This is a genomic window from Streptomyces sp. NBC_00075 (genome assembly GCF_045041225.1).
GTDB lineage: Bacteria > Actinomycetota > Actinomycetes > Streptomycetales > Streptomycetaceae > Streptomyces > Streptomyces adonidis.
On the sequence record NZ_CP108243.1, the window covers coordinates 11,434,392 to 11,459,243 of the forward strand.

General features: G+C 69.3%; 23 protein-coding genes. 13 read left to right on the forward strand and 10 right to left on the reverse strand.

Features of this window, described 5'->3' with window-relative positions; all coding sequences use genetic code 11:
• The first annotated feature begins 12 nt into the window (after nt 1-12).
• The 10 genes from OG787_RS50340 (at nt 13) to OG787_RS50385 (ending at nt 11,243) form a co-directional block, all read left to right on the forward strand.
• Complete coding sequence (locus OG787_RS50340) at nt 13-1,491, forward strand: MFS transporter (protein ID WP_405540176.1); 1,479 nt, start codon at nt 13-15, stop codon at nt 1,489-1,491.
• A gap of 36 nt (nt 1,492-1,527) precedes the next feature.
• Nucleotides 1,528-2,946, forward strand: a complete 1,419-nt coding sequence (locus tag OG787_RS50345) for a cytochrome ubiquinol oxidase subunit I (protein WP_405540177.1) — start codon at nt 1,528-1,530, stop codon at nt 2,944-2,946.
• Entirely contained in the window at nt 2,943-3,944 is a 1,002-nt protein-coding gene (locus OG787_RS50350) for a cytochrome d ubiquinol oxidase subunit II (protein ID WP_405540178.1), read from the forward strand. Before OG787_RS50345 ends, OG787_RS50350 begins: the two co-directional genes overlap by 4 nt.
• Nucleotides 3,941-4,171, forward strand: a complete 231-nt coding sequence (locus OG787_RS50355) for a hypothetical protein (protein ID WP_405540180.1) — start codon at nt 3,941-3,943, stop codon at nt 4,169-4,171. Before OG787_RS50350 ends, OG787_RS50355 begins: the two co-directional genes overlap by 4 nt.
• Nucleotides 4,158-5,894 carry an ABC transporter ATP-binding protein/permease gene (locus tag OG787_RS50360; RefSeq protein WP_405540181.1) on the forward strand — a complete coding sequence of 579 codons (1,737 nt, stop codon included), beginning with the start codon at nt 4,158-4,160 and terminating at the stop codon, nt 5,892-5,894. The genes OG787_RS50355 and OG787_RS50360 overlap by 14 nt, the downstream gene beginning before the upstream one ends.
• Nucleotides 5,891-7,480 carry an ATP-binding cassette domain-containing protein gene (locus OG787_RS50365; protein ID WP_405540182.1) on the forward strand — a complete coding sequence of 530 codons (1,590 nt, stop codon included), beginning with the start codon at nt 5,891-5,893 and terminating at the stop codon, nt 7,478-7,480. Before OG787_RS50360 ends, OG787_RS50365 begins: the two co-directional genes overlap by 4 nt.
• The gene (locus OG787_RS50370) at nt 7,477-8,193 is read left to right on the forward strand and encodes a sigma-70 family RNA polymerase sigma factor (protein ID WP_369031547.1); all 717 of its coding nucleotides are present in this window, start codon (nt 7,477-7,479) and stop codon (nt 8,191-8,193) included. The genes OG787_RS50365 and OG787_RS50370 overlap by 4 nt, the downstream gene beginning before the upstream one ends.
• 89 nt (nt 8,194-8,282) lie before the next feature.
• Entirely contained in the window at nt 8,283-8,702 is a 420-nt protein-coding gene (locus OG787_RS50375) for a Zn-ribbon domain-containing OB-fold protein (RefSeq protein WP_369031548.1), read from the forward strand.
• 59 nt (nt 8,703-8,761) lie between these two features.
• On the forward strand, nt 8,762-9,982 hold the full coding sequence (locus tag OG787_RS50380; protein WP_405540183.1) for a CaiB/BaiF CoA transferase family protein: 1,221 nt from the start codon (nt 8,762-8,764) through the stop codon (nt 9,980-9,982).
• Between the two features lie 82 nt (nt 9,983-10,064).
• Nucleotides 10,065-11,243 (forward strand): acyl-CoA dehydrogenase family protein, encoded by a 1,179-nt coding sequence (locus OG787_RS50385; RefSeq protein ID WP_405540184.1) that lies wholly within the window; start codon nt 10,065-10,067, stop codon nt 11,241-11,243.
• Between the two features lie 46 nt (nt 11,244-11,289).
• Here OG787_RS50385 and OG787_RS50390 read toward each other — a convergent pair whose 3' ends face one another.
• Complete coding sequence (locus OG787_RS50390) at nt 11,290-11,568, reverse strand: hypothetical protein (RefSeq protein WP_405540185.1); 279 nt, start codon at nt 11,566-11,568, stop codon at nt 11,290-11,292.
• A 68-nt stretch (nt 11,569-11,636) separates the two neighbouring features.
• The gene (locus OG787_RS50395) at nt 11,637-12,872 is read right to left on the reverse strand and encodes an IS701 family transposase (RefSeq protein ID WP_405540762.1); all 1,236 of its coding nucleotides are present in this window, start codon (nt 12,870-12,872) and stop codon (nt 11,637-11,639) included.
• 166 nt (nt 12,873-13,038) lie between these two features.
• Between OG787_RS50395 and OG787_RS50400 the strand changes: the two genes are divergently transcribed.
• On the forward strand, nt 13,039-13,443 hold the full coding sequence (locus tag OG787_RS50400; protein ID WP_369029891.1) for a type II toxin-antitoxin system PemK/MazF family toxin: 405 nt from the start codon (nt 13,039-13,041) through the stop codon (nt 13,441-13,443).
• 232 nt (nt 13,444-13,675) lie between these two features.
• Here OG787_RS50400 and OG787_RS50405 read toward each other — a convergent pair whose 3' ends face one another.
• From OG787_RS50405 to eno, 6 genes are all read right to left on the reverse strand, one after another.
• Nucleotides 13,676-14,542 (reverse strand): 3-hydroxybutyryl-CoA dehydrogenase, encoded by an 867-nt coding sequence (locus OG787_RS50405; RefSeq protein WP_405540186.1) that lies wholly within the window; start codon nt 14,540-14,542, stop codon nt 13,676-13,678.
• 48 nt (nt 14,543-14,590) lie between these two features.
• On the reverse strand, nt 14,591-15,493 hold the full coding sequence (locus OG787_RS50410; protein WP_369034953.1) for a LysR substrate-binding domain-containing protein: 903 nt from the start codon (nt 15,491-15,493) through the stop codon (nt 14,591-14,593).
• A 126-nt stretch (nt 15,494-15,619) separates the two neighbouring features.
• Nucleotides 15,620-16,717 carry an alcohol dehydrogenase catalytic domain-containing protein gene (locus OG787_RS50415; protein WP_405540187.1) on the reverse strand — a complete coding sequence of 366 codons (1,098 nt, stop codon included), beginning with the start codon at nt 16,715-16,717 and terminating at the stop codon, nt 15,620-15,622.
• A gap of 68 nt (nt 16,718-16,785) precedes the next feature.
• Nucleotides 16,786-17,337 (reverse strand): carboxymuconolactone decarboxylase family protein, encoded by a 552-nt coding sequence (locus OG787_RS50420; protein ID WP_369034955.1) that lies wholly within the window; start codon nt 17,335-17,337, stop codon nt 16,786-16,788.
• A 24-nt stretch (nt 17,338-17,361) separates the two neighbouring features.
• Nucleotides 17,362-18,366, reverse strand: coding sequence for a VOC family protein (locus OG787_RS50425; RefSeq protein WP_405540188.1), 1,005 nt, complete (start codon nt 18,364-18,366; stop codon nt 17,362-17,364).
• Nucleotides 18,367-18,441: 75 nt separating this feature from the next.
• A complete protein-coding gene (gene eno, locus OG787_RS50430; RefSeq protein ID WP_369034957.1) occupies nt 18,442-19,752 on the reverse strand; it encodes a phosphopyruvate hydratase in 1,311 nt (436 codons plus the stop codon).
• A gap of 377 nt (nt 19,753-20,129) precedes the next feature.
• Between eno and OG787_RS50435 the strand changes: the two genes are divergently transcribed.
• Nucleotides 20,130-20,723, forward strand: coding sequence for an NADPH-dependent FMN reductase (locus OG787_RS50435; RefSeq protein ID WP_369034958.1), 594 nt, complete (start codon nt 20,130-20,132; stop codon nt 20,721-20,723).
• 83 nt (nt 20,724-20,806) lie between these two features.
• Here OG787_RS50435 and OG787_RS50440 read toward each other — a convergent pair whose 3' ends face one another.
• Entirely contained in the window at nt 20,807-21,838 is a 1,032-nt protein-coding gene (locus OG787_RS50440) for a LacI family DNA-binding transcriptional regulator (protein WP_369034959.1), read from the reverse strand.
• Nucleotides 21,839-21,976: 138 nt separating this feature from the next.
• Between OG787_RS50440 and OG787_RS50445 the strand changes: the two genes are divergently transcribed.
• A complete protein-coding gene (locus OG787_RS50445; protein ID WP_369034960.1) occupies nt 21,977-22,801 on the forward strand; it encodes a fumarylacetoacetate hydrolase family protein in 825 nt (274 codons plus the stop codon).
• 88 nt (nt 22,802-22,889) lie between these two features.
• Here the strand turns inward: OG787_RS50445 and OG787_RS50450 are convergent, their stop codons facing one another.
• Entirely contained in the window at nt 22,890-24,074 is a 1,185-nt protein-coding gene (locus OG787_RS50450) for an MFS transporter (RefSeq protein WP_369034961.1), read from the reverse strand.
• Nucleotides 24,075-24,852: the final 778 nt, after the last annotated feature.

Consider the following 24,852-nt stretch of genomic DNA (forward strand, 5'->3'; position numbering starts at 1 on the left):
CTGGGGGCTGTCATGACGACAACCACTTCCTCCGCCCGGCAGGCCGGAGCGACGACGCTCTCGCCCCATGCCACGGCCCGCGCCGGGGGCCTGCACCTGGTCGGGGTGTTCATCCTGCTGGCCGGCGCGTTCCTGCCGATCATGGACTTCTTCATCACCAACGTGGCCCTGCCCAGCATCGACGCCTCACTGCACGCCTCCGCGTCGGCGCTGGAGCTGGTGATCGCCGGGTACGGCGTCGCGTACGCCACCCTGCTGGTCCTCGGGGGCCGTCTCGGCGACCGCTTCGGCCGTCGGCGCATCTTCCTCGGAGCGCTTGTGGGCTTCGTGCTGGCCTCCTTGGCCTGCGGCGTCGCTCCGAGCGTGGGTGCGCTGATCGCGGCCCGCATCGTCCAGGGCGCCACCGCCGCCCTGCTCATCCCGCAGGTGCTGGCGACCTTCCACCATGTCCTCGAAGGGGAGCGTAAATCCCGTGCCGTGGCCCTGTACGGGGCCACCTCCGGAATCGCCGCCGTGGTCGGACAACTCGTCGGCGGCCTGCTGGTCAGTGCGGACATCGCCGGTACCTCCTGGCGGCCGATCTTCCTGGTCAATGTGCCCATCGGCGTGGTGGTGCTGTTCGTGGCGGCCCGGATCGTGCCCGACACCCGCTCGCACCACCCGGTCGGCATCGACCTGCCCGGCACCGTCCTGTTCGCCGCCACGCTGACCGCCCTGCTGGTGCCGCTGACCGAGGGGCACTCCCTGGGCTGGCCGTGGTGGACCTGGGTGATGCTCGCCGCCGCGGTCGTCCTGGGCGCCGCCACCTACCTAGTGGAGAAGCGCACCGAGCGGCGCGGCGAGGTCCCGCTGCTGCCGCCGTCCCTGCTGCGCCTGCCGTCGATGTCCCGTGGGCTGACCATGGTGTTCGCCTTCAGTATCGGCTTCGGCGCCTTCATGTTCGTTTTCGCCCTCACGGTCCAGAACGGCCTGCACGCCGATGCCCTGCACAGCGGGCTTGCGATCCTGCCGATGGCCCTGCTCTTCTTCGCCGGTTCACTGGTCGCGCCCCGCCTGATCACACGCTTCGGCCGGGCGGCGCTGTCCACCGGCGCCGTCGTACAACTCGCCGGACTGGTCTCACTGGTGGCGGTCCTGCTGGGGAACTGGCCGCACGTCAGCCTGTGGGCGATGGCCGTACCGCTGGCCCTGGTCGGTGCCGGACAGTCGATGCTGTTCGCCGGCCTCTTCCGCAGCGTGCTCGCCGACGTCCCCACCCACATGGCCGGTATCGGCAGCGGCGTACTGATCACCCTCCAGCAGAGCGGACTCGCCCTCGGGGTGGCCACCCTCGGCACTCTCTATCTGGCCCTGGCCCCGCACAACGTCGCCCACGCCTTTGCCGGAGTCGAGTACGTGCAGATGGGCATCGTCGCCCTCCTCGCGGTCGGCGCCGCCGCCCTGCCGCGATTCAACAAGTCCACGTCGGCCACTCCCGTAGTCGACGCCTGAACCCGCCCCTCTCGAACCTCTCGTAAGGGAGCAGTGATGAGTCTTCTCGACTTGTCGCGATGGCAGTTCGCCATCACCGTGATGTTCCACATGACCTTCCCGGCGATCACCGTCGGGCTGTCGATCTTCCTGGCGGTCGTCTACGGCCTGTACTGGCGTACCGGCAGGGCGGTCTATCTGCAGATGTTCCGGTTCTGGCGGCGTATCTTCGCCGTCGGCTTCGCGATCGGCGTGGTCGCCGGTGCCGTCATCACCTTCCAGATGGGTCTCAACTGGGGTGTGTACGGCGCGAGGACGGGCCCGATCATCGGGCCGATCATCGGCATGGAGGTCGTGACCGCCTTCTTCGTCGAGGCCGGCTTCATCGGCGTCCTGCTCTACGGCGACGGCCGCGTCCGCAAGGGCACGATGTTCCTGTCCACCGTGATGGTGTCGGTCGGCACCGTCCTGTCGTCCACATGGATCATCGCGGCGAACTCGTGGATGCAGACACCCGCAGGATTCAAGGTCGTCCACGGCCGGTTCGAGCCCACGGACTGGATGCGCGTCATCTTCAACCCGTCGTTCATCTGGCGCTGGCCGCACATGCTGGCCGCCGTGCTGATCTCGGCGAGCTTCTTCGTCGCCGGGATCTCGGCCTGGTACCTGGTCAAGGGGCGCGCCAAGGGCTTCGCCCGCCGCTCGATGTCGATCGCGCTCGGCATCGCCGCGCTGCTGATGCCCGTACAGCTCTACCTCGGTGACAATGTGGCCGGGCATGAACTGCCGTATCAGCTCTCGAAGTTGGAGGCGATCGAGGGCAACTGGGGCAACGGGAACACCGGCTTCGTCCTGTTCTCCATTCCGGACCAGCAAGCCGCGCGGAACATCGCCGAACTCGACATTCCCTGCCTCGGCAGCTACATCGCCAAGGATCTCAGTTGCAAGACGGCCATGCCCGGCCTGAAGCTCACCTCCGCCGCCGACCGGCCCGACATGGCCGCGACGTTCTGGGGCTTCCGCGTCATGTTCCTGGCGGCCGTGCTGATGTTCGGCACGGCGTTCGCCGCCACGGTCCTGCGCATGCGCAACCGCCTGTGGACCGCGCGCCGCTTCCACCGGTTCGTCCTCTGGACGACCCCGGTGGGGATCCTCGCCATCCTCGGCGGCTGGGTCACGGCGGAAGCGGGACGGCAGCCATGGATCGTGTTCGGGCAGCTCCGCACCTCGGCCGCGGTGTCCCGGCTGGCGCCCGGCGAAGTCCTGTTCTCGGTGATCGGCTTCTCCGCGCTCTACCTGATCATGCTGGTGGCCTACGTCGCCTACATCGTCCGCACCATGCGCACAGGCCCGGAACGCGACGACCCCGGGCGGGAAACCCCACCGGAGAACCTGCCGGACACCGGCCCCGCCAAGGACGGCGTATCGCTGGAGCTTTCCGTACAGATCGGCTCCCGGGAGGTGGCGGCGCGATGACCACCACTCTCTGGGCGGCTACCGTCCTCGTCTGTCTCCTGATGTACGTCGTGCTGGACGGCTACGACCTCGGAGTCGGCGTTGCCACCCTTTTCGAACGCGACCCCGCACACCGGCGGCACATGCTGGAGTCCGTCGCGGTGGGCTGGGACGGCAACGAGACCTGGCTCATCCTGCTCGGCGTCGCGCTCTGGGCGGGCTTCCCCCTGGCCTTCGGCACACTCCTGCCACACGCCTACCTGCCGATGACGGTCGTACTGTTCTCCCTGATCGTGCGCGGCGTGAGTGTCGAGATGGCGTCCCAGGCACCACCGGCTCCCCGCTGGACCACCGCCTTCGGCGTGGCGTCGCTGCTCGCCGCGTTCGCACAGGGGTTCGCCCTGGGGACGTTGACCTCGGCGGTACATCTGCGGGGTGACGTGTACACCGGGTCGGCCTTCGGGGCCTTCAGCTGGTTCTGCGTGCTGTCGGGGCTCGCGGTAACGGCCGCGTACACGGCACTCGGCTACGCCTACACCAAGCACAAGTCGTCGGGGCCACTGCGGGAGTCGGCGGGACGACGAGGGGCGGTCGCCACGGTGGCCGGGGGAGTGCTGCTGGTTCTCGTCCTCGTCACCGTCGACACCACCGCGGCACCGCTGAACCTCGACAGCCCGGGGCGCGCCTTCGCGTTCGCCCTCCTGCTGTTGTTCGCCTGCGGGGGAGCGTCCGCCTCACTCGTCACGTTTCCGTGGAAGCGGCAGTCCGGGGCGGCGGACACCCTGCCGCTCGGCGGGCTCGTGATCGCGACGGTGTCCGTGTTCCTCGCCCTGTGCGTCGCCCGCTATCCGGTGCTCCTACCACCGGGCCTCACCGTCGACAGTGCGGCCGGCCCGCACTCCACGATGGTCTTCATCCTCGTGGGCATCGGCTTGAACATGCCGCTGGTGCTGGCCTACAACGTGTTCGCCCATCGGGCCTTCGCGGGAAAACTCGACACCGCGGGAGCGCACTCATGACCACCCGAAGCTCGCTCCCCACGCCGGTTCGTGCCGTGCTGCGTCTGCTCGCCGCGGTCGTCTGGACCGTGCTGGGCCTGCTCGCCTACTTCGTCTGCCAGGGGATGTTCGGTGGCTACGCGCAGGTCCACTCGCAGCTGCTGACCACCCTGGGCATGATCGCCATCGCTCTGACCGGTGGCATCGCGTGGATCGTCGACGAGCGGCGCCCTCATGACGACGAATGAGATGTACGAGATGGATGGGACGAGTGAGGCGGGCGCCGTCGGAAAGGGGCAGGACGACGGCGCGTGGCTCACCGCATGCGCCGCGCCCGGGCGGCACTCGTTCCGCCTGTCGGGCACCCTCCGGACACTGGAGACGCTGTTCACGATCACGCGCTGGGGCGCCCTGGCATGGACGGCCCAGGCAGTGATGGACCGGGCCAGGGTGCACGAGACGTGGGGTCTGGTGGCCTTCGCCGTTGCGAGCGTGCTGGCGGTGGGCGCCGACTGGACGGCGGGCACGCTCGCCGGGCGGGGAGCGCGTGCCGTCGCGACCGGCCTGCGGCAGGAGTTGACGGGCGCTCTGCTGCCGACCGCCCGGCGGGTCAGCGAGACCGGCCCGGCCGAGGCCGCATGGGCGATGGTCGACCTGGCCGACGACATCGCCGACTTCCACGCGCGGACCGCGCCCCTGAACCGGTCGGCACCGCTGTCCATGCTCGCCGCACTGGCGGTCACGGCCGCGGTGCACTGGCCGGCCGCGATCGTGCTGGTCCTGACCACCGCGCTGCTGCCCCTCAACATGCGCCTGGCAGGCCTGTTCGCGCAGCACGGCGCGGACCGGCAGGCGGCCGCGACCCGGCACCTGAACGCCGTCGTCCTCGACAGCTTCCGCGGCATGCGGACGCTGCGCGAGCTGGGCGCGGTCGGCCGACGCGGCCGAACCCTGACCACGGCCGCCGAGCAGCTGAACAAGGCGACGACGAGCGTGCTGCGCCGCGCCTTCCTGTCCGGAATGATCATGGACATCGTCATCACGTTCTCCATCGCGGTGAACGCCACCTACATCGGCTTGTCGCTGCTCGGCTATGTGCAGGTGCCGCACGCGCCACGCCTCGACCTGTTCACCGGTCTGCTGGTGCTGCTGGTGTGTCCGATGTACTTCGCCCCGATGCGCGCCAGGGCCTCCGTCTTCCACCAGCGGGAACGCGCGACGGTCGCGGCCGGCGTCATTCGCGGCACCGTCGAGGACACCCCCGCCGAGGTGATCCCGGCGGCCTGTCCGCCGCTGACCGAGCCGGTCGGCGTGTCGCTGACAGACGTCCGGTTCCGCTACGGCGACGCCGACCACGACACCGTCAGTGCCGACGCCGAGTTCGCACCGGGCACCTGGACCGCGATCACCGGCGCCTCCGGCTCCGGGAAGAGCACGCTGCTGTCGTTGATGGCCGGCCTGCGTCGGCCGTCGGCCGGCTCGGTCCGGTGGCAGACCTCGTCCGTACGGCAGGCGCCGGCGCTCGGCGGATGCGCCTGGGTCGGACAGCAGACCGTGCTGCTCGACGCGACCGTCCGCGACAACATCCGCCTCGGCCGCCCGGAGGCCACCGAGCAGCAGATCCGCAGGGCCGTCGATGCCGCCGGGCTGAGCGCCGTGATCGAGGGTCTCCCCGAGGGACTGAACACCCGTCTCGGAGAGGGCGGTTGGGGTGTGTCGACCGGTGAGGCCCGCCGGATCTCCATCGCCCGCGCCTTTCTGCGCGGAGCCCGGCTCTGGCTGCTCGACGAGCCGACCGCCCACCTCGACGCGGACAGCGAACGCGAGGTCGTCGAGGCCCTGCGACGGGCCACCGACGGCTGCACCGTCGTCATCGCCACCCACTCCTTCCCGCTGGCCGCGGCGGCCGACACCGTGCTCGCGATCGACGGCGGCCTCCTGCACGACGCGAGGCCGGTGAACGCGCGATGAGCAGCAGGCGTGGCCCGAACGGCCGTGATCGGCGGGCGCGTTCCCTTGCTGCGGGAGGGCTGGCGCTCGCCGTCGTCGCCGAACTGTCCTCCGTGGGACTGCTCGGTCTGTCGGGCTGGTTCATCAGCGCCTGCGCCGTCGCCGGGGCGGCCACCGTCAGCTCCTTCTCCTACATCGCTCCCAGCGGCGGTGTGCGCGCGTTCGCCCTGGCCCGCGTCGCCGGCAACTACAGCAAGCGCCTGGTCCTGCACGCCGCCGCTCTGCGCCGGGTCGCCACAGCTCGAGCCGGCCTCTTCGACCGTGCCGCAGGCGCAGACCGGGCACAGGCGGACCGTCTGTGGTCGGGAGAACTGCTCGACCGCAGCATGGCCGACGCCGACAGTGCCGGGATGGCACTGATCGAGTTCACGACCCCCGTCACCGTCACCGCTGCGTCGACCGTCGGTGCCGTCCTCGCCGTAGCGGTGTCCACGTCCCTCGTACCGGCCGCCGTACTCGCGGCCGGTGTCGTCGGCATGGTGGTGATCGCCCACCGTACGCCCGGCATCGCGCGCGAAACCGAGCAGCACACCCGCAAGGCGCTGCGCGCCGAACTCGTCACGGCCGTCGACGCCTGGACGGAGCTGGCATCGCTCGGCGCCGCCGAGGAGTTGGCGGCGCGTACGACGGCGAGGCTCACCCGACTCGACATCGCGCGGGAAGTCTCCGGCCGACGAAGGCACCGGACCACGCTGGCCACCGGCCTGATCGGCACGGCCACTCTGACCGCCACGGCCGCCGCCGGCAGCGCACCGGACGCCCCCACGTTCGTGTTGGTCGCCCTGTTGTCCCTCGGCGTGCTGGCCCAGGCCGAGCAACTGGCGGCCGCCGCTGAAGCCCGAGCCGCTGCGAAGGCCGCACACCACAGGCTCACGGCCGGCGCGCCGATCACCATGGGCGACACCGTCGTTCCGGGGATACGGTCATGGTCCACCGAGCAGGGCATCGGCTTCGCCGACTACCCCCTTCCGCCGATGGCCCTCCGGCCCGGGCGTGTCCTCGGTGCCACCGTCGCCCGGGGCGCGACGCTCGTCGTCACCGGCCGCTCCGGCAGCGGCAAGAGCACTCTGCTCCGAGCCCTCGCCTCGTCGCTGCGGCAAGCGGCCGACGGCCACGACGGCCGGCCCGCCGTCGCGGCCGTCGCCGCCGACGACCACCTCTTCACCGGCACCCTCGGATCCAACTGGCGCCTCGCCGACGCCGCCCTGACCGACGACGAGATCGACGAACGCCTCTCCCAACTACGCCTGAACGACAGCGGGCTGACCGCCACAACCCCTGTCGGCCCCGGCGGGAGACAGCTCTCCGGCGGTGAACTCCGCCGGGTCTACCTGGGCCGGGCCCTGGCCCGCCACCCGCACGTACTGATCGTCGACGAACCCACCACGGGCCTGGACGACCGGACCGCCCGCCATGTACTCGGCATCCTCACGAACCTGCCCGACACCGCCGTCGTCCTCGCCCTGCACGACGTACCGGCCTGCCTTGAGCCGGCCCGACCCCTGACCCGGCTGCCGCTCGACCACACCTCCCAGGAGGCGTCATGACCACAACCCGAGCCCTCTCCGGAGCCGCCCAGGACACTGTCCGAGAGGCACACGCCCCGACGCGGTCCGATGCGGAGCACCAGGCCCGCTTCGAACCGGCCCTCGCCTTCCTCGACGGGCTCTACTCGGCCGCCCTGCGCATGACCGGCCGTCCGGCCGACGCCGAGGACCTCGTCCAGGAGACCTACGCCAAGGCCTACACCTCGTTCCACCAGTTCCGCGAGGGGACGAACCTCAAGGCATGGCTGTACCGCATCCTCACGACCACCTTCCTCAACTCCCGCCGCAGCCAACGGCGTCGGCCGCAGTACGACGACACGGTGGAGCCGACGGACCGACAGCTGGCCCGCGCCGGGTCGCACACGTCCACGGGTCTTCGTACGGCCGAATCCGAGGTGCTCGACCACCTGCCCGACGCGGACGTCGAAGCGGCGCTGCGGGCCATTCCCGAGAACTTCCGCATCGTCGTACACCTCTTCGACGTCGAGGGTTTCACCGTTCGGGAGATCGCCGACATCATGCGAACCCCCCTCGGCACGGTGCTGTCCCGACTGCACCGGGGGCGCGGCCGACTGCGCTCGCTGCTCCAGGGCTACGCCTGCGAGCACCGCCTCGTCTCGGCGCCGCACAGGGAGAGTAGCGCCGGGAAACCCGCTCCGACCTCAGCGAACAGCGCGCTTTACGCGCACAAAGATGCGTCAGTACGTCGTTGACCGGCGCTCCGCAGCAGGGCCAGGGTGATGGAGCCACATCGGATCCCGACCACTCGTTTCCGGTCACCGGACTGCGTAAGGAGGCCGTGATGCTTCAGGCAGACACCCGCGAACACACCGAGGCGGGAGAAGACCGCGAGGCGGCTGCCGCAGCCGCGCCCGACACACCTGTGGTCGGCCGTGAACTCCTCTTCCAGCGCTGCCTGTGGTGCGGCACTCCGGCCTATCGCCGCTCGTACTGCCGTTCCTGCGGCTCCACGGCCTTCAAACGGGAGCGAAGCGAGGGCTCCGGTGTCGTCGTACGCCGGAACGGCCATGCCCCGCACAACACCTGGTTCGTCGCGATGGACGAGGGCTTCAACCTGCTCTGCCAGGTCACCGGGACAGCGCCGGTCGTGGTCGCGGTGGGGGCGAGGGTGAGTGTCGTACGGTCCGTCGCCCCCACCGGCCAGGGCCTGCCCCTTGTCGAGCTCGCCCGCCCGACACGGCCTCCGGGGCGCCGGTGGTGACGGGAACCGGCCGAGACGCAGCAACCCCGCGCACGCGGGACGATCAGAGAGGACGGGGCGTGGACACCCAGCACGACGCACCGGACGGATGGACCGGCATTCCCGACGGAGCCGGGCTCGGCGCGCTGGAGGGGCTGCGTATCGCTGATTTCTCCCGGGTTCTCGCGGGGCCCTACGCCACCATGCTCCTCGCCGATCTGGGCGCCGATGTGGTGAAGGTGGAACGGCCGGGCATCGGGGACGACACCCGGGCCTGGCACCCACCGACCGACGACGACGGCACGTCGACGTACTTCCTGAGCGTCAACCGGAACAAGAAGTCCGTCGTCCTGGACCTCACGACCGATGCCGGCCTCGAACAGGCCCGCGCCCTGGTCGCCGAGTGTGACGTGCTGGTGGAGAACTTCCGTCCCGGCACGATGGAACGGCTCGGGCTCGGCCCTCGCGAACTCCGGGCCCGGCACCCGGGGCTGGTCTACTGCTCGATCAGCGGCTTCGGCAGCGGCGCGGGCGCGGCGATCCCCGGATACGACCTGCTCGTCCAGGCCGTCGGCGGGCTGATGAGCGTGACCGGGGACGCGGGCGTGGAGCCGGTGAAGGCCGGCGTGGCCCTGGTCGATGTGATCACCGGCCTGCATGCCTCGCTCGGCATCCTCGCGGCCCTTCGGCACCGGGACGCCACCGGGGAGGGCCAGCACGTGGAGGTGAACCTCCTCGGCTCGCTGCTGTCGGCCATGGTCAATCAGGCGTCGGCGTTCGCCGTCGCGGGTGTGGTTCCGGGCCGTATGGGCAACGCGCACCCGAGCATCGCCCCGTACGAGACCTTCCCGGCCGCCGATCGTCCGATCGCGATCGCGGTGGGCAACGACCGGCAGTTCGTGGCGCTCGCCGGGGCTGTCGGGGATCCCGGTCTCGCGGCCGACGACCGCTTCCGCACCAACGCCGACCGGGTCGTCCACCGCGCCGCCCTTCGAGAGATCCTCAGCGAACGGCTGAGGGCGGCCGGAGCCGACCACTGGTCGGCCGTCCTGCTGGCCGCAGGGGTGCCCGCCGGACCGGTCAACACCCTCGACGAGGCATTCGCCTTCGCCCACAAGCTCGGTCTCCCCGGCATCGTCGACATCCCCGCCGCAGCCGTCGACGGAGTTGTCGGCAAGCCCGCCCGCCAGATCGCGAACCCCATCGCACTGAGCGGTACGCCGGCGCAGTACCGTCTGCCGCCGCCGCGCCTGGGCCAGCACACCACGGAGATCCTCCACCGCGTTTCCGACCACACCTGAGCGGCGGGAAGAGCGGTCATCCGGCCGTTCCCCGTGCAGTTGCCACAACCGAACCGATCACCACAACTCCCAGGAGCTCACGATGAGCGGCGCCAAGCCGATGAAGGACCCCCTCGACCTGCTCGACTTCTCCTCCACCCTCACCGACGAGGAACGCGAGATCCAGGCCACCGTGGCCAAGTTCCTCGCCGACAGGGTGCGCCCATACATCGGCGAGTGGTTCGAGAACGCGCACTTCGCCCGCGAACTCGCCCCCGAACTCGGCAAGTTGGGCGTGCTGGGCATGCACCTGGAGGGCTACGGCTGTGCCGGGACGAACGCGGTCAGCTACGGCCTCGCGTGCATGGAGCTGGAGGCGGCGGACTCGGGCTTCCGGAGCTTCGTGTCCGTGCAGGGCTCACTGTCGATGTTCTCCATCTGGAAGTGGGGCTCGGAGGAGCAGAAGCAGGAGTGGCTGCCCCGGCTCGCCGCCGGTGAGGCGATCGGCTGCTTCGGCCTGACCGAGCCCGACTTCGGCAGCAACCCCGCCGGGATGCGCACCAGGGCCGTCCGCGACGGCGACGACTGGATCCTGAACGGCTCCAAGATGTGGATCACCAACGGCGGCATCGCCGACGTCGCCACCGTCTGGGCACAGACCGAGGACGGCATCCTCGGCTTCCTCGTCCCGCGCGGCACACCCGGCTTCACCACCCAGGACATCAAGCAGAAGATGTCGCTGCGTGCGTCCGTCACCTCGGAGCTGTACTTCGACAACGTACGGCTGCCCGACTCGGCACGGCTCCCGCACGCGGAGGGCCTGCGCGGACCGCTGTCCTGCCTCAACGAGGCCCGCTTCGGCATCCTGTTCGGCGCGGTCGGCGCCGCCCGCGACTCGCTCCAGGCGGCCATCGAGTACGCCGACTCCCGCGTCCAGTTCGACAAGCCGATCAGCGCCTTCCAGCTCACCCAGAAGAAGCTCACCGACATGACCGTGTCCCTGGGCAACTCCGCACTGCTCGCCGTCCACCTGGGGCGGCTCAAGGACCAGCACCGCATCCGGCCCGAGCAGATCAGCGTCGGCAAGCTGAACAACGTCCGCGAAGCGATCGCCATCGCACGGGAGTGCCGCACCGTGCTCGGCGCGGGCGGCATCTCCCTGGAGTACTCACCGCTGCGCCACGCCAACAACCTGGAGTCCGTCATGACCTACGAAGGCACCAGCGAGATGCACACGCTCGTCGTCGGTCAGGCGATCACCGGACACCCGGCGTTCCGCTGACCACCCAGGCGGAGGGGACCGACGAGCGCGCCGCGGAAGAGGCAGACTAAACGTCGCGCACCGCGAGCAGTTCGACCGCTGCCCCGGACGACTCCAGCAGCGGTGCAGCGGCAGAGCGCCGGGGATCCGCCCGGTAGGCAGCGAGATCCTCGCTGCCGGGAAAAGTCAGGAGGTGGGCCTCGACCTGATCGTCCATGGTGCGAAGTCGGCGCTCAAGACGCCCGCCATACTCGGCAAGGAGCGGCAGAACAGCGCTTTCATAAGCGTCGAAGGCACCCAAGCCCCCTTCAGGTAGCCGCGCGAGCATCAAGTAGGTGACGGCCATGGCTCCCTCATAGCGGTCTGTGAACAACGATCTTCTGAGCCTAATACTCCACCCGTAGATCGTGATCTTCATGCTTGAGCAGCTTGTCGTCGGTAGTGGCTGGTCTGGGATCGGGCCTGGTGGCGGCGTCGCCAGACGGACCAGCCAAGCCGGTGGACAGGGTCAAAGACGCGTTGGATGACGAGCGTGATGAACAGTCGTTGGATCTCGTTGCAGGTGAGCGGTATCAGCTCGTCGGGTGAGGGATGACGGTCGTGTTCGTTCGCGCGGACGACGGCGAGGAAGGCGTGCGCAAGCATGGCCAGGGTGACCCAGCGGGACCAGGACGAGTAGCGCCGGACCTGGTGCTCGTCCAAGGCCGCCAAGCCCTTGCCGGACTGGAAAAACTCCTCGACCCGCCACCTTGATCCAGCGACGCGGACCAGGGTGGTCAGCGGCACTGCGGCCGGCGAGTAGCAGCGGTAGTACGCGAGTTCGCCGGTGCTGCGGTTGCGGCGGATCAGCAACTGCTGGCTCCCGGGCCGGGGGTCGGTGAGGTCGATGACGGCCCAGTCGTAGAAGCGGTGGCCCTTGGCTCCGACCCCTGCGGACAGCTTCTGCCAGGCCCTCTTGGGCACCTTCCTGGCCAGCGTATCCGCGCGGAACTTCCCGGCGCCTGTGGTGACTTCGTGCGAGCAGGCCACCGCTAGCACGTAGCCGGTGCCGCGTTCCTCCAGCGCGGCGCGCAGCCTCGGGTTGCCGCCGTAGACCTCGTCTCCCGCGACCCATGCGGCCCGGTGGCCGGCGTCCAGGAATCGGGTGACCATGCGGGCGGCCGGCTCTGGCTTGGTCGCGAACTCCGTCTTGTCACCGAGTCCGGCGGCCCGGCAGCGGTCGGGGTCGGAGGTCCAGGAACGCGGAACATAGAGTTCCCGGTCGATCGCCGCGTGCCCTCGCGGGGTCGAGTAGGCGAGGTAAACGGCTACCTGGCTGTTCTCGACGCGTCCGGCGGTGCCGGTGTACTGGCGCTGGACACCGACAGTGTCGGTGCCTTTCTTCACGTCGCCGGTCTCGTCGACCACCAGCACCGCCTCGTCGTCGTGCAGATGCTCCACCACGTAGTCACCCACGTCGTCGCGGACCTGGTCGGCGTCCCACTTGGCCCGCCCGAGCAGGTGCTGCATGCCGTCCGGGGTCCTGTCCCCGGCCCACTCGGCGATGGTCCAGCAGTTCTTGCGCGGGAGGTCCGACAGCAGGCCGAGTACCAATTTCCGGGCTCGGCGCCGGGATTCGACCCGCGTGAACCGTCCCGCTATCCGGCTCATCAGGCCCTCGAACGCCTCCTGCCAGTGGGCAGGGTTTACGCTGTGACCTGCGGCCACCGCATGATCGTTTGTCTTCACACACCGATGATCAACGGTGGCCGCACCCGTCTCCACAGCGCGTCAGGCTCGCGCAGCGTCTGCCTGCCGTCCTGTATTTGGAGGACTTGTGCAACGTGGCGAAGTCTGGTGGGTTCAGTTCGACGAGCGGAGGTTGGTCGTACTGCTGTCGGGAGAGGACACGTCCGGGATCCGGGTGATGCAGGTCGTTGCTCCGGCGGGCGTCGACATCAGCGGTCTGGGCATCGAAGTGATGGTGGGCGCCGGTGAAGGACTGCCGTTCGAAGGCGTGCTGCGGCTCGCGTTCCCGCGTCCAGGCTTCACCCCGTGCACGTGGCTGACCACTGTGTCCCGGGACGACCTGATAGAGCGGGCGGCCGTCCTGTCCTCGGCGAAGCTCAGCGAGATTGACGATGCCCTCCGACTCGCTGAACAAGCGCAGGAGCAGACCCCGGCGACGACCGCAAAGCTCAGCGAGATAAGGGATGCCCTCCGTCTCGGTGAACTCGGGTAGAGGGAGAAGGAGCCGACAGCGTGGGCGGTCTCGGCCAGATGGTCGACGCTGTCCGACTGTCGCCTCGGCGCCCTCACCATCGAGATCACGATCTACGGCTGGAGTACTAACCGGAGTACGCACCCTCGGCGCCGCGCCGTTGCGTCAAGCCGACCGGGCGCACCTCGCCTTGCCGTCGGCCTCTGGGCACCGAGCGCATGTCGCTCGTCGTTCCACGACGGCCTTGGGGTTCTCAGGCCGCCCGGTAATTGAAGAACCCCTGTCCCGACTTGCGGCCCAGCAGCCCCGACTCGACCATGCGGCGCAGCAGCGGGGGAGGGGCGTACAGCGGTTCCTTGTACTCCTCGTACAGCGCCTCGCCTATCGCGGACACGGTGTCCAGTCCGATCAGATCGGCGAGGCGCAGCGGGCCCATCGGGTGGGCGCAGCCCGCCGTCATCCCGGTGTCGATGTCCTCCGCCGTCGCCGTGCCGGAGCCCACTATCCGCACCGCTGCCAACAGGTAGGGAACCAGGAGGGAGTTGACGACGAAGCCGGCGCGGTCCTGCGCCAGGACCGTCTTCTTGCCCAGGACCTCGCCCACGAAGTCAAGCACGCGCAGCTCCGTGGCCTTCGAGGTCCGCAGCGACGGGATCACCTCGACCAGCGGCATGACGGGGACCGGGTTGAAGAAGTGCAGCCCGACCACCGCCTCCGGCCTCCGGGTCGCGGCCGCGAGCCGGGCGATGGGGATCGAGGAGGTATTGCTGGCCAGTACGGCCGCCGGGTCGGCGACCACGTCGTCCAGCTGCCGGAACAGCGCGGTCTTGGCCTGTTCGTCCTCCACAGCGGCCTCGATGACCAGGTCCGCCCCGGACAGGCGGGAGAGGTCAGCGGTGACCGACACACCGGCCAGGGCACGGGCGCGGTCCTGCGAGGTGATGGTTCCGCGCTTCTCCGCCTTGAGCAGGGAGTCCGCCACGCCCGCCAGTCCCGCACGGGCCCGGTCCTCGGTCACGTCGCACAACGTGACGTGCAGCCCGGCCCGGGCGCAGATCTCCGTGATGCCCCGGCCCATCTGCCCGGCGCCGACGACTCCCACGTGCTTGATCGATGTCATGTGTTCCTCCACCATGCGTCTGTTCGTCGTTGCTGGGGCACCGTGGCGTCAGGCGACGGCGGTCGTGGACGTCGCCCGCAGACGCCGGATCACGCCGCGTACCGCGGGTGAGGTCTCGCCCCTGCGGTACGCGCCCACCAGCCGGGTGGTCAGCGGTACGTCGGCCAGCGGGCGGTAGGCGACACCCGGTATCCGTACGCGGCGCAGCGAGTCCGGCACCAGCGCGACGGCGAGACCGCCGCCCACCAGAGTGAGCGCGGCGATGAAGTCCCGTACCGGAGGCGCGTACTGAGGGCTGAAACCGCCCCGCTCCGCCACCTCCAGGATCTGGTCGCGGCAGCCGTACTCCTCGTCGAAGTGCGGCGCCACGAACCGCTCATGGCGCAACTCCGCCGCCGGCACCGTCTCGTACGCCGCCAGCGGTGCGCCGTCCGGCAGCGCCAGGACGACGTCCTCGGCGAGCAGACAGGTGGCCGTGATCCCGGCCGGGTACTCCGGCCGCCAGCGCAGGAAGCCGACGTCGACGTCCCCGCAGGACAGGGCCTCCAGCTGGGCCGGTGTCTCCAACTCGCGCACCTGCACGGTGAGATGGGTGTCGAGGGCCGCGCACCGGGTGAGGACGTCGGTCAGCACACCGGAGAAGGCGGCGGAGGCCACGTAGGCGATCTCGGCGTGCCCCAGCTCCCCGCGACCGGCACGCCGGCCCACCGCCTCCGCCCGGGCGGCCTGCGCGAGGGTCAGCCGTGCCTCTTCGAGGAACAACCGCCCGGCGCCGGTGAGAGCCGGGCGGGTGCGTCGTCCGCGGTCGATCAGACGGACCCCCAGGTGCGACTCCAGTGCCCTGACCTGGGCGCTGAGCGCCGAGGGAGCCAGGTGCAGCCGGTCCGCCGCGCGGGCGAAGTGCAGTTCCTCCGCGACGGTGACATACGTTTCCAGCCAGCGCAGTTCCACCGGCTCCTCCGTCCTGCCGGGTGCACCGGCCGCGTGCACGGCCGGTGGGATGGATGGACACCCCGCGGCGGTGTCAGGGCAGGACAGGTCCGACGCGGGGTGAGTACGGGTCGTCAGAAATTGGCGTCAGGGGATGACGACGTAGTTGCTGAATCCGCCGTCGCGGTCCGTGAGTCCGGAGATCGCTTCGTTGACCCTGGACAGCGGGAACGGCTTGGCCTGTAGATAGGACAGGTCCAGGGCGCCCGTGGCGACCATGTCGGCGAGTTCCTGCCCCTGCGCGGTGCTGAACCAGTTGGAGCCGATCAGCTGGACCTGCTCGTCCATGAGCCACTTGACGTCCACGGGCAGCCGGTCGGCGACACCACCGACGTTGACGACCTTGCCGCCCCGCCGGACGCCCTGCATGGAGTCGAGCATCGTCTCAACGGGCGCCTTGGCGCCCAGGGCACTGATCACGTAGTCCGCGCCCTCGCCGCCGGTGCGGGACTTCGCCCACTCACCGGTGGAGCCGTCACCCAGCCGGAAGACCTCGATGCGATCCGGGGCGAGTTCTTTGACGCGCTTGAGGAGTTCCTCGTTGCGGCCGGTCCCGAGGATCCGGGAGGCGCCGGAGGCCAGCGCGAGCATGGTGGAGGCGACACCGAGGGTTCCCGTGATGCCGTCGATGAGGGCGACCTGGCCGGGGCTTGCCGCGGCGTTCTTGAGGGCGCCGTAGGAGGTGCCGATGTAGCCCAGCTTGCCGGCCTGCTCGAACGTCATGTTGTCCGGGATGTTGACGATCGAGTACTGCGGGGCGGTCATGTACTCCGCGAAGCCGCCGTAGGGGTACAGGTCGAAGATCCGCTGGCCGTCACGGGAGGTGCTGAAATAGCCGTTCAGGGTGAAGTAGCGGCATCGGCTCAGTTCACCGCCCCGGCACACCTGGCAACTGCCGCAGGAACGCAGGGGGTTGACGTACACCCGGTCACCCGGCTTGGTGTGCAGCACCGCCTCACCGACCTGCTCGACCACGCCCGCGGCGTCCAGCCCGAAGATGGCGGGGAACTTCGGCAACGGCTGGTGCGGGAACCAGGTCGGCCAGTTGTTGATCACGTTGGCCATGTTCGGCACGATCCCGCACGCCTTGACCCGCACCAGCACATCGGTCGGTCGTGGAGTGGGTCTGTCGATCGTGTCCACGGACATCGGCTCACCGAGTGCGTGCAGTCGTGCAGCGAGCATTTTCGCCATTGAAACACTCCTTGAAACCGCTCCGTCCCAGCGGCCCGGGCGGAGATGTCAAAAATTCCCTACGAATTCGGGAAAGGGTGCGGGTAATTGTCTTCGAGGTCGATGTCCAGCAGCCCCATGATGCGGACGCCGGAGTTGTACCAGGCGATGGACAACGACAGTTCGACCATCTGCTTGTCCGTCAGCCGGTCGGCGGCGGCACGCCATGTCTCCTCCGAGACGTCGACGTGGAGCGTGGACTCCTTCGCGAGCCGCATCACCGCCTTCTCCGTGGCGTCGAACAGCTCGGACGACTCGAAGTCGGCCACCGCCGCGAGCTGTTCCCCGGTGAGCCCGGCCTTCAGCCCGTGCGACTGGTGGTGCGCCACCTCGTACGCCGACCGGGTCGCGTACCCCACGGTCAGGATCGCCAGTTCCCGCAGCCTGGGGCTGAGGTCGGCGGCCCGCAGCGAGTTGGCGTAGGTCAGGAAGGCGTCCAGCTGGGCCGGCGCGTTGGTGAGGGCGAGGAAGATGTTCGCCGTCGGCACCTTGCGCTCGGCTTCCAGCCGGTCGTACAGGGGCTTCTGCGAGGGGTCCGCGTCCTCGCGGCGCAGATAGGGGACTCGTGCCATGGTCACTCCTGGGAGTACGGAAGGTCAGTGCGCCGACTGTTCGAGCAGGAACCGTTCGAGCGACATGGGCTTCGGCGGCTCGGTCGGCGGGATCTGGGGCACTCCGACGAAGGGGGACGCCTCGAAGTACCACTTCTCCAGGGCCGGGAGGCCCCAGCGGGCGTTGGTGCTCAGCGAGGCCGCGTCCCAGCGGACCGGCTCGATCTCGGTGTCGATCGTCTGGTAGTGGCTGTTGAAGACCTCCACCCGGTGCCCGTCGGGATCGCGGAGGTAGACGAAGAGCATCCCGCCCGGACCGTGCCGTCCGGGGCCCCGCTCCACGCCGTCGCCGTAGCCCTGGATGCCCGCCCAGTCGCAGGCGGCGAAGATGTCGCGGCTCTCGGAGACGGTGTAGGCGAAGTGGTGCAGGGCGGGCCCGGTGTTCTCGACGATCGCGAGGTCCAGGCAGGTGCCCTTGCGGTACATGAACGCGCCCAGCAGCTTGTCGCCGTGCTCCAGGTACTCCGAGTTGCGGAAGCCGAGTTCGCCGTAGAACGCGCACAGCTCGTAGGTGTCGGGCGCGAAGGTCTGGAAGTGGTCCAGCCGCTGTGCGTGGGCACCCTTGTACCGCTCGAAGTCGATGTGCAGCCGCGGCCGGGTCTCCATGTGCGCGCACAGTTCGAGCGGTGTGCCGATGGGGTCGCTGACGTGCAGGGTACGGCCCTGGTACGGGGTGTCGACCCACTCGGCGGGCAGTCCCCGCTCACGGAACCAGGCGTACGCGAGGTCGAGGTCCTCGTCGAAGAAGACCCGGAAGCCGATCCTCCGGCACCGGCCCGCACCCTCTTCGTCCAGTTCCAGGACGAGGCTGTGGTGGCAGGCTTCGGCCAGGCCGCGCAGATAGCAGGTGCGCTCGTCCTCGTCGCTGACGACCAGCCCCAGCACGTTCACGTAGAAGTTCCGGCTCTCGGCCAGATCGGCGACCGTGAGACGCACGTGACTGGAGCGGGTGATATTGAAACTCGGGCGCAGATTGACGGGTGGCAGCATGCTGGTCTCCGTGCTCGGATCGGCTCTGGAATTCGATGACTGCGACTTCGATGACTGTAATGCTGTGCGGCCGTTCTACGGCTTGGTCGTGGAGGCCCCGGATCCGGCGAATGGAAAGGCGGACCAGCCGCTGAATTCTGCGGATTCACCGAGGGATTCCTCGATGCGCAGAACCTCGTTCCACTTGGCCATGCGTTCGGAGCGGGTGAACGAGCCCACCTTGAGCTGGCCCGCGTCCCAGCCCACGCTCAGGTGGGCGATGGTGATGTCCTCGGTCTCCCCGGAACGCGCCGAGACGATCGTGCCGAAGCCGGCTTCCTTCCCGGCCCGCAGGGCCTGGAACGCCTCCGTGACCGTGCCGGCCTGGTTGGGCTTGACGAGCACGGCGTTCGCCGCCCCGCCGGCCGCCGCGGCCTCGACCCGCTTGGCGTTCGTGACCAGGTAGTCGTCGCCGATGACCTGACAGCGGTGGCCGTGGCGCCGGGTGAACTCCAGCATGCCCTCGTGGTCGTCCTCGCCCACCGGGTCCTCGACGGACAGGATCGGATACTGCTCGATCCAGCCGCCCAGCATGTCGATCAGCGCGGCGGTGTCCAGCGTGCGGTCGTCCAGAGCCAGCCTGTACTGCCCGCCGCTGCCGAACTGCGAGGCCGCGACGTCCAGCGAGATACCGACCTGGGTCGAGGGAGCGAAGCCCGCGCTCTCGATCGCCCGGGTCAGCGTCTCCAGGGCCTCCTCGTTGGAGTCGAACGCCGGCCAGAAACCGCCTTCGTCGGCGACCCCCTGCGCCTTGCCCGCCTGCCGCATCAGACCGCCGGCGGCCCGGTAGATCTCCGCCGTCCAGTCCAGGGCCTCGGCGAAGCTCCGCGCCGCGGGGCACATCACCATGAAGTCCTGGACGTCGACGCGGCGGTCCGCGTGGGCGCCGCCGCCGAATATCTGGATCTCGGGGAGGGGGATGCGGACCCGGCGTCCGCCCGCCAGGTGTTGCCACAGGGGTACGCCCGCCGACGCGGCGCCGGCGTGCAGGACCGCCATGGACGTGGCCACGAGCGCGTTGCCGCCGAGCCGGCTGCGGTCGGGGGTTCCGTCGAGGTCCACCAGAAGCCGGTCGACGGCCTCCTGGTCGGCCGCGTCGCGGTTCAGGAGGGCGGGCGCGATCTCGTGGTTCACCGAGCCCACCGCGCGCCGGACGTCGAGGCCGCCGAAGCGGCTGCCGCCGTCGCGGAGGTCGAGTGCCTCGCCCTGGCCCGTCGAGGCTCCCGCCGGGGCGATGGCCCGCCCGGTCGCGCCGTCCGCGAGGCGTACCTCGACCTCGACGGTCGGGCGACCGCGTGAGTCCCACACCCTGCGGCCGTGGAGCCTGGCGATCCGCGAGTCTGTCATTGCGGTGCGACCTTTCGGAGTTCGGACGGGCGGCCCCGGAGCCGGAGGCGTACGGGCACGAACGAGGGGGAGAAAGCGAAATGGGAGGTGACGAGGGTTGCTCGTTCGGCTCGTCCGCTGCGGCTCCACAGTGCTATCGATAGCGCAATCGTGCAAAGTGGTGACGTCTCTGTCAAGGGGTGAGTGGTCCTTCGATTCGCTGGCCCCGTGTGACTGCTTGCATCTCTTGGCCTGTCGCAACGTGAATGCTATCGTTCGCACAATCTGAGATGCTCCGGCAGAGACTCCGGCGGACCTACGCTCTCCTGGACGGACGGACAGCACAGGCGGCGTGGGTTCGCCGGGCCGGATCCCGGCCGACAGGAAAGCGACCCGCCATGACCGCCCAGCCCTCCCCGGCGCCCATGACCCTCACCATCGTTGTGGCCAGCACTCGCCCCGGACGGGTGGGCAGGTCCGTCGCGGACTGGTTCGCCGGGCGGGTCGCGGAGTGCGACCGGTTCGAGCCGCACATCGTCGACCTGCACGAACTAGCTCTGCCCTTCTTCGACGAGCCGCATCCACCCGCCCTTCAGCGGTACACGAAGAGCCACACCCGCGAATGGAGCCGGATCGTCGAGGCGTCGGACGCGTTCGTCTTCGTCACCCCGGAATACAACGGCGGCTTCCCCGCCCCGTTGAAGAACGCGTGGGACTACCTCGCCGTGGAGTGGCACCACAAACCGGCCGGGTTCGTCAGCTACGGAGGCGTCTCGGCAGGGACCCGGGCCGTGCAGATGGGCAAGCAGGTCGTGGCGAACCTCAGGATGCTGCCGATCGGTCCGACCGTGAGCATCCCGTTCGTCGGTCAGCTCGTCGAGGACGGCGACTTCAGGCCCGGCAAGGTGCACGAGGCCGCCGCCGAGCTGGTCCTCGACGAACTCGCCCGCACCGCCCGAGTCATGCAACAGTTGCGCAGCGGGACGTACTGACCCGGCGGCGCAGGCGTACGAGGGCGCCCGGAGCGGATGCACTTCGGGCGCCCTCGGTGTTCGTGGGTGAGGCCTCTTCTGGCTCAGACGGACCTGGACGGGGCCTTTCCGCCAGGCGGTGCCGTGCTGCCGCGCAGGATCAGCGAGCCGGGGGAGACCGAGGTGTACGGGCCGTCGTTGCCCGGCTTGGTCTTGAGCCGGCGCATCAGCCACAGCGCGCAGCCGGTGGCCATCTCCTGGATGGGCAGACCGGTCGTGGTGAGCCCGGGACCCCACCAGGAGAACCCGGGCTCGTCCCCGAAGCCGACCACGGACAGTTCCCCGGGCACCTTCACGCCCTGTTCGGACAACTCCTCCAGGACCCCCCGGGTGAGCTGGATCGATCCCAGTACGAGACCGGTGGGCGCGTCCGGCCCCGTCAGCAGCCGCCGCACCGCCTCACGCCCGTGGTCCACGGACGACGGCGGCCCCAGCTCCGCACGCCCGGCGTCGTCCGGCAGACCGCCCTCGCTCAGGGCGCTGCGGAAACCGCGCAGACGCTCCGCTCCCGTGGGCAGTTCCTCGGGTCCGCCCAGGTAGGCGATCCGGGTGTGGCCCAGCGCCACCAGATGGGCCGTGGCCCGGCGCAGTGCCTCGTGGTCGTCCACGCCGAACCACTGGGCGCCGAGCGACGGGTGGCGGCGCAGCAGTTGAAGGTGCGGTACGGCCTTGAGCAGCTTGACCGACTCGCTGTGCGGGCGTGCGGTAGGCACGATGATGACGCCGGCGACGCGGTTGGCGGACAGCTCGCGCAGGTGGCTCAGCTCCACCAGTCGGTCGTCGTCGGTCTCCGAGAGCATCAGCTGGAAGCCTTCGGCCTCCATGTTCTTGGACAGCTCGTGCGCGATCGTCGAGTAGAAGCTGTTGCGGATGTCCGGGATGACCAGCGCGACCACGTTGCTGGACGCGCCGCGCATCATCCGGGCGGCGCGGTTGCCGACGTACCCCATCTCGGAAGCGGCCTGGCGGACCCGGAACTTGGTCTCCTCGCTGATGCGGGCGTCGTCGGAGAGCGCCCGGCCGACCGTCGAGACGGAGATTCCGAGGCGTTCGGCGATGTCCCTGGTCGTGATCACGTAAGGCCCCCTTGAGCTGGCTGGTCCCGCTGCCGTCACTTTCCGTGTGCCAACGATAGCGCTCTCGTCGCGCTCAGTGGTCGGGAAGTGGGAGCGCCGAGTTGATCATCACCCTCATGCTAACGTTAGCACTGCTGGATGGGCCGTGCAGCCGCCCGTGGCTGCCTAGTTGCGGAGGTGTCCGTGCGGATCGTCAGGTATGCCGTCGACGGTGTGCGACATTACGGAGAACTCGAAGCCGGTGACACCAGGATCGCGAGATTCGAGGGTGACCCCTTCAACGGACTGTCCCCTACGGGGCATGTCGACGAAGTCGGCGACGTGGTCGTTCTAGCGCCGCTGGAGCGGCCCCGGGTCTTCGGGTTCGCCTACAACTACGCCTCACACATTGACGAGACCGACCGAGAGGTTCCGGAAGTTCCCGTGTGCTTCATGAAGCCCAGCACTGCGGTGATTGGACCGGATGACGCCATTGTCTATCCGGCGGACGGTGAACTGATCCATTTCGAGGGCGAGTTGGTCGTCGTCATCGGAAAGGAAGCCCGCCATGTGAAACCCTCCGAGGCCCACGAGTACATCCTCGGCTATACGTGCGGCAATGACGTCAGCGACCGCATCGTCCAGCGCAAGGAGAGCGCATTCGGAACGCTTCTCATCGGAAAGGGGCAGGACACCTTCGCTCCCCTCGGGCCGGTCGTCGTGACCGGACTCGACTCCTCGGGACTGTCCCTGACGACCCGTGTGAACGGCACCGTCATGCAGTCGGCGAGCACCTCCGACCTGCTGCTCGCCGTTCCCGACATCGTCAGCTACCTCAGCCGCTATCTGACGCTGCTGCCCGGCGACGCGATCATGACCGGCACGCCCGCGGGTGTCGGACCGATCCGTCCCGGGGACGAGGTCGAGGTGGAGATCGAGGGCATCGGCGTTCTGCGCAATCCGGTGGTGGCCGAGAGCCGCTGACTCCGGACGTCCGCCGGACGAACTTGCACAGGGGCCTGCCCACCGCTCGGCGGTGGGCAGGCCCCTGTGGCGTGGCGGCGCCGACCCGCTAGCGCACCGCGTTGTTGAACTGCGCGGGGCGGACGAAGAGCAGCGCCAGGACGCCCAGCAGTGGGAGGGCCATGACCTGGAGCAGTCCCGCGCGGCTCCAGCCGAAGGAGTCCACCAGGGCCGCGAAGAGCAGGCCCGAGAACGCCGCCGTTCCGTAGTAACTGGTGACGAAGAGACCGGAGGCCCGCCCGATCTGCTCGGGACGGACGGACCGCTGCATCGCACTGTTGGTGTTGGGATAGATGAAGCCCAGGCCGAAGGCGCCCATGAGGAACGCGAACACGCACTGCGGGCCGACTCCGGCCCGTGTTTCGTAGATGCACACGCTGATGGCGGAGATTGCCAGCATGCTCCCGATCAGCAGGTTGCGCTGGTTCACACGGTCGCCGAGCCAGCCGCCGAGAACGGCGGACATGCCGCCGAAGCCCAGGAGGCTCATGGCCAGTGCGGCCTGCCCGGAGGTGTAGTGCAGCGAGGTGATGAGGTACGTCGGGTAGAGGCCGAGGAACCCGTAGATGGCCACACCGCTGATGACCGAGTGGACGGCCAGCGCGATGGTGTTGCGGTTGTAGGCGGAGGCCGGCATGTACTCGTAGGTCCTGGTCGAGACGACCTTCTCGACGGAGTGTTCGGTCAGGCCGGTTTTCACCAGGAACAGGCAGGCGACGGCGATCAGCAGCCCGGCCGCGCCGAACAGGTAGAAGGGCGAGTGCCAGGTGCCGTGCGCGCTCGTCAGCCGGACGCCGATGAGCGGGGCGATGAACACGCCGATGGAATAGCCCATGCCGATGATGCCGAATGCCAGGCCCCGTCGGTGGGCGAAGAAGGCGCCGAGCGCCGCGAAGATGGCGGCGGACTGCATGCCCTCACCGAAGCCCGAGACGACCCGGTACAGCGTCATGTCGGCGAAACCGGTCGCCAGCGGCGTGGCCATCGTGCCCAGGGAGTAGATCACGATGCTGACCAGCAGCACGGTCTTGCGGCGGAAGCGGTCCAGGAGATAGCCCGCCGGCAGGCCGGCCAGGGCCATGCCGAGGGTGAAGTTGGTCGCCAGCAGCCCGCCCTGCTCCAGGGAGAACCCGTAGTCCGCACGGATGTTGGGCAGCAGCGGGGGAAAGACCTGGCGGTCCATCGCGTTGACCATGTAGGAGAGGACGATCAGCAGGAAGCCCACCCCGATCATGGGACGGGAAATGGGGGGACGACTGCTTTCCCGCGTTTCGTTCGCGGGCACCGCACTGGTGTCGACTTGCGCTGCGTGAGTCATAGCGGCTCCTGAGAGGAATGGGCCACGGCAGGCCGCGGCGGATCCATCGTCCGTACGGGGCCGCACGGGCGATGACGGGAAGCGGTGAGCTGAACACGGACTCGAAACGGCGACGGCGATGCCGTCGTCGACTCAGGGAATGGGGGCGATGTGCTGCCGCGCGGTCGGACACCGCATGCGGAATTCAGCCGTATATCGCCCGTCGGGGACGTCCGTGGCTATGGCGTCTTCGACAGCCGGACCCCGTGCGGACACTTGTCGGTCACACGGTCGGCGCTGGCAGAAACCATGAAGGGGAAGTCTCCGGCGCGTCAAGACGTGAACGCCGGATTTCTTCCGCGTTCCTCGTTTTCCCGTGATGACCGGGTTCCTCGGCCCTGAACCGGTTCTGCCGCGGGCGGGCCGGAGACCAGGTGTGCGCCGGCACTCTTGACGTGTCGAAGACCCTCAGTGCTATCGTTAGCATCACGTGGCTGTGACAAAGTGATTCGACGTGCCCCGGCATCTCGTGACCCGATCCAGGGGCGTACTGCGGCGCCCGCACCGACCACAAGTCGGCGAGCGCCGACGACACCGGACCCGAGCCCGGCGACCCCCTCCATCCACCTCGGGCGGCCGACGGTCCGACCGGACATGCCGACGGCCGCCCCTCCGGGTGGCGATCAGACCCGCTCACCGGACACGACGGGGCGCG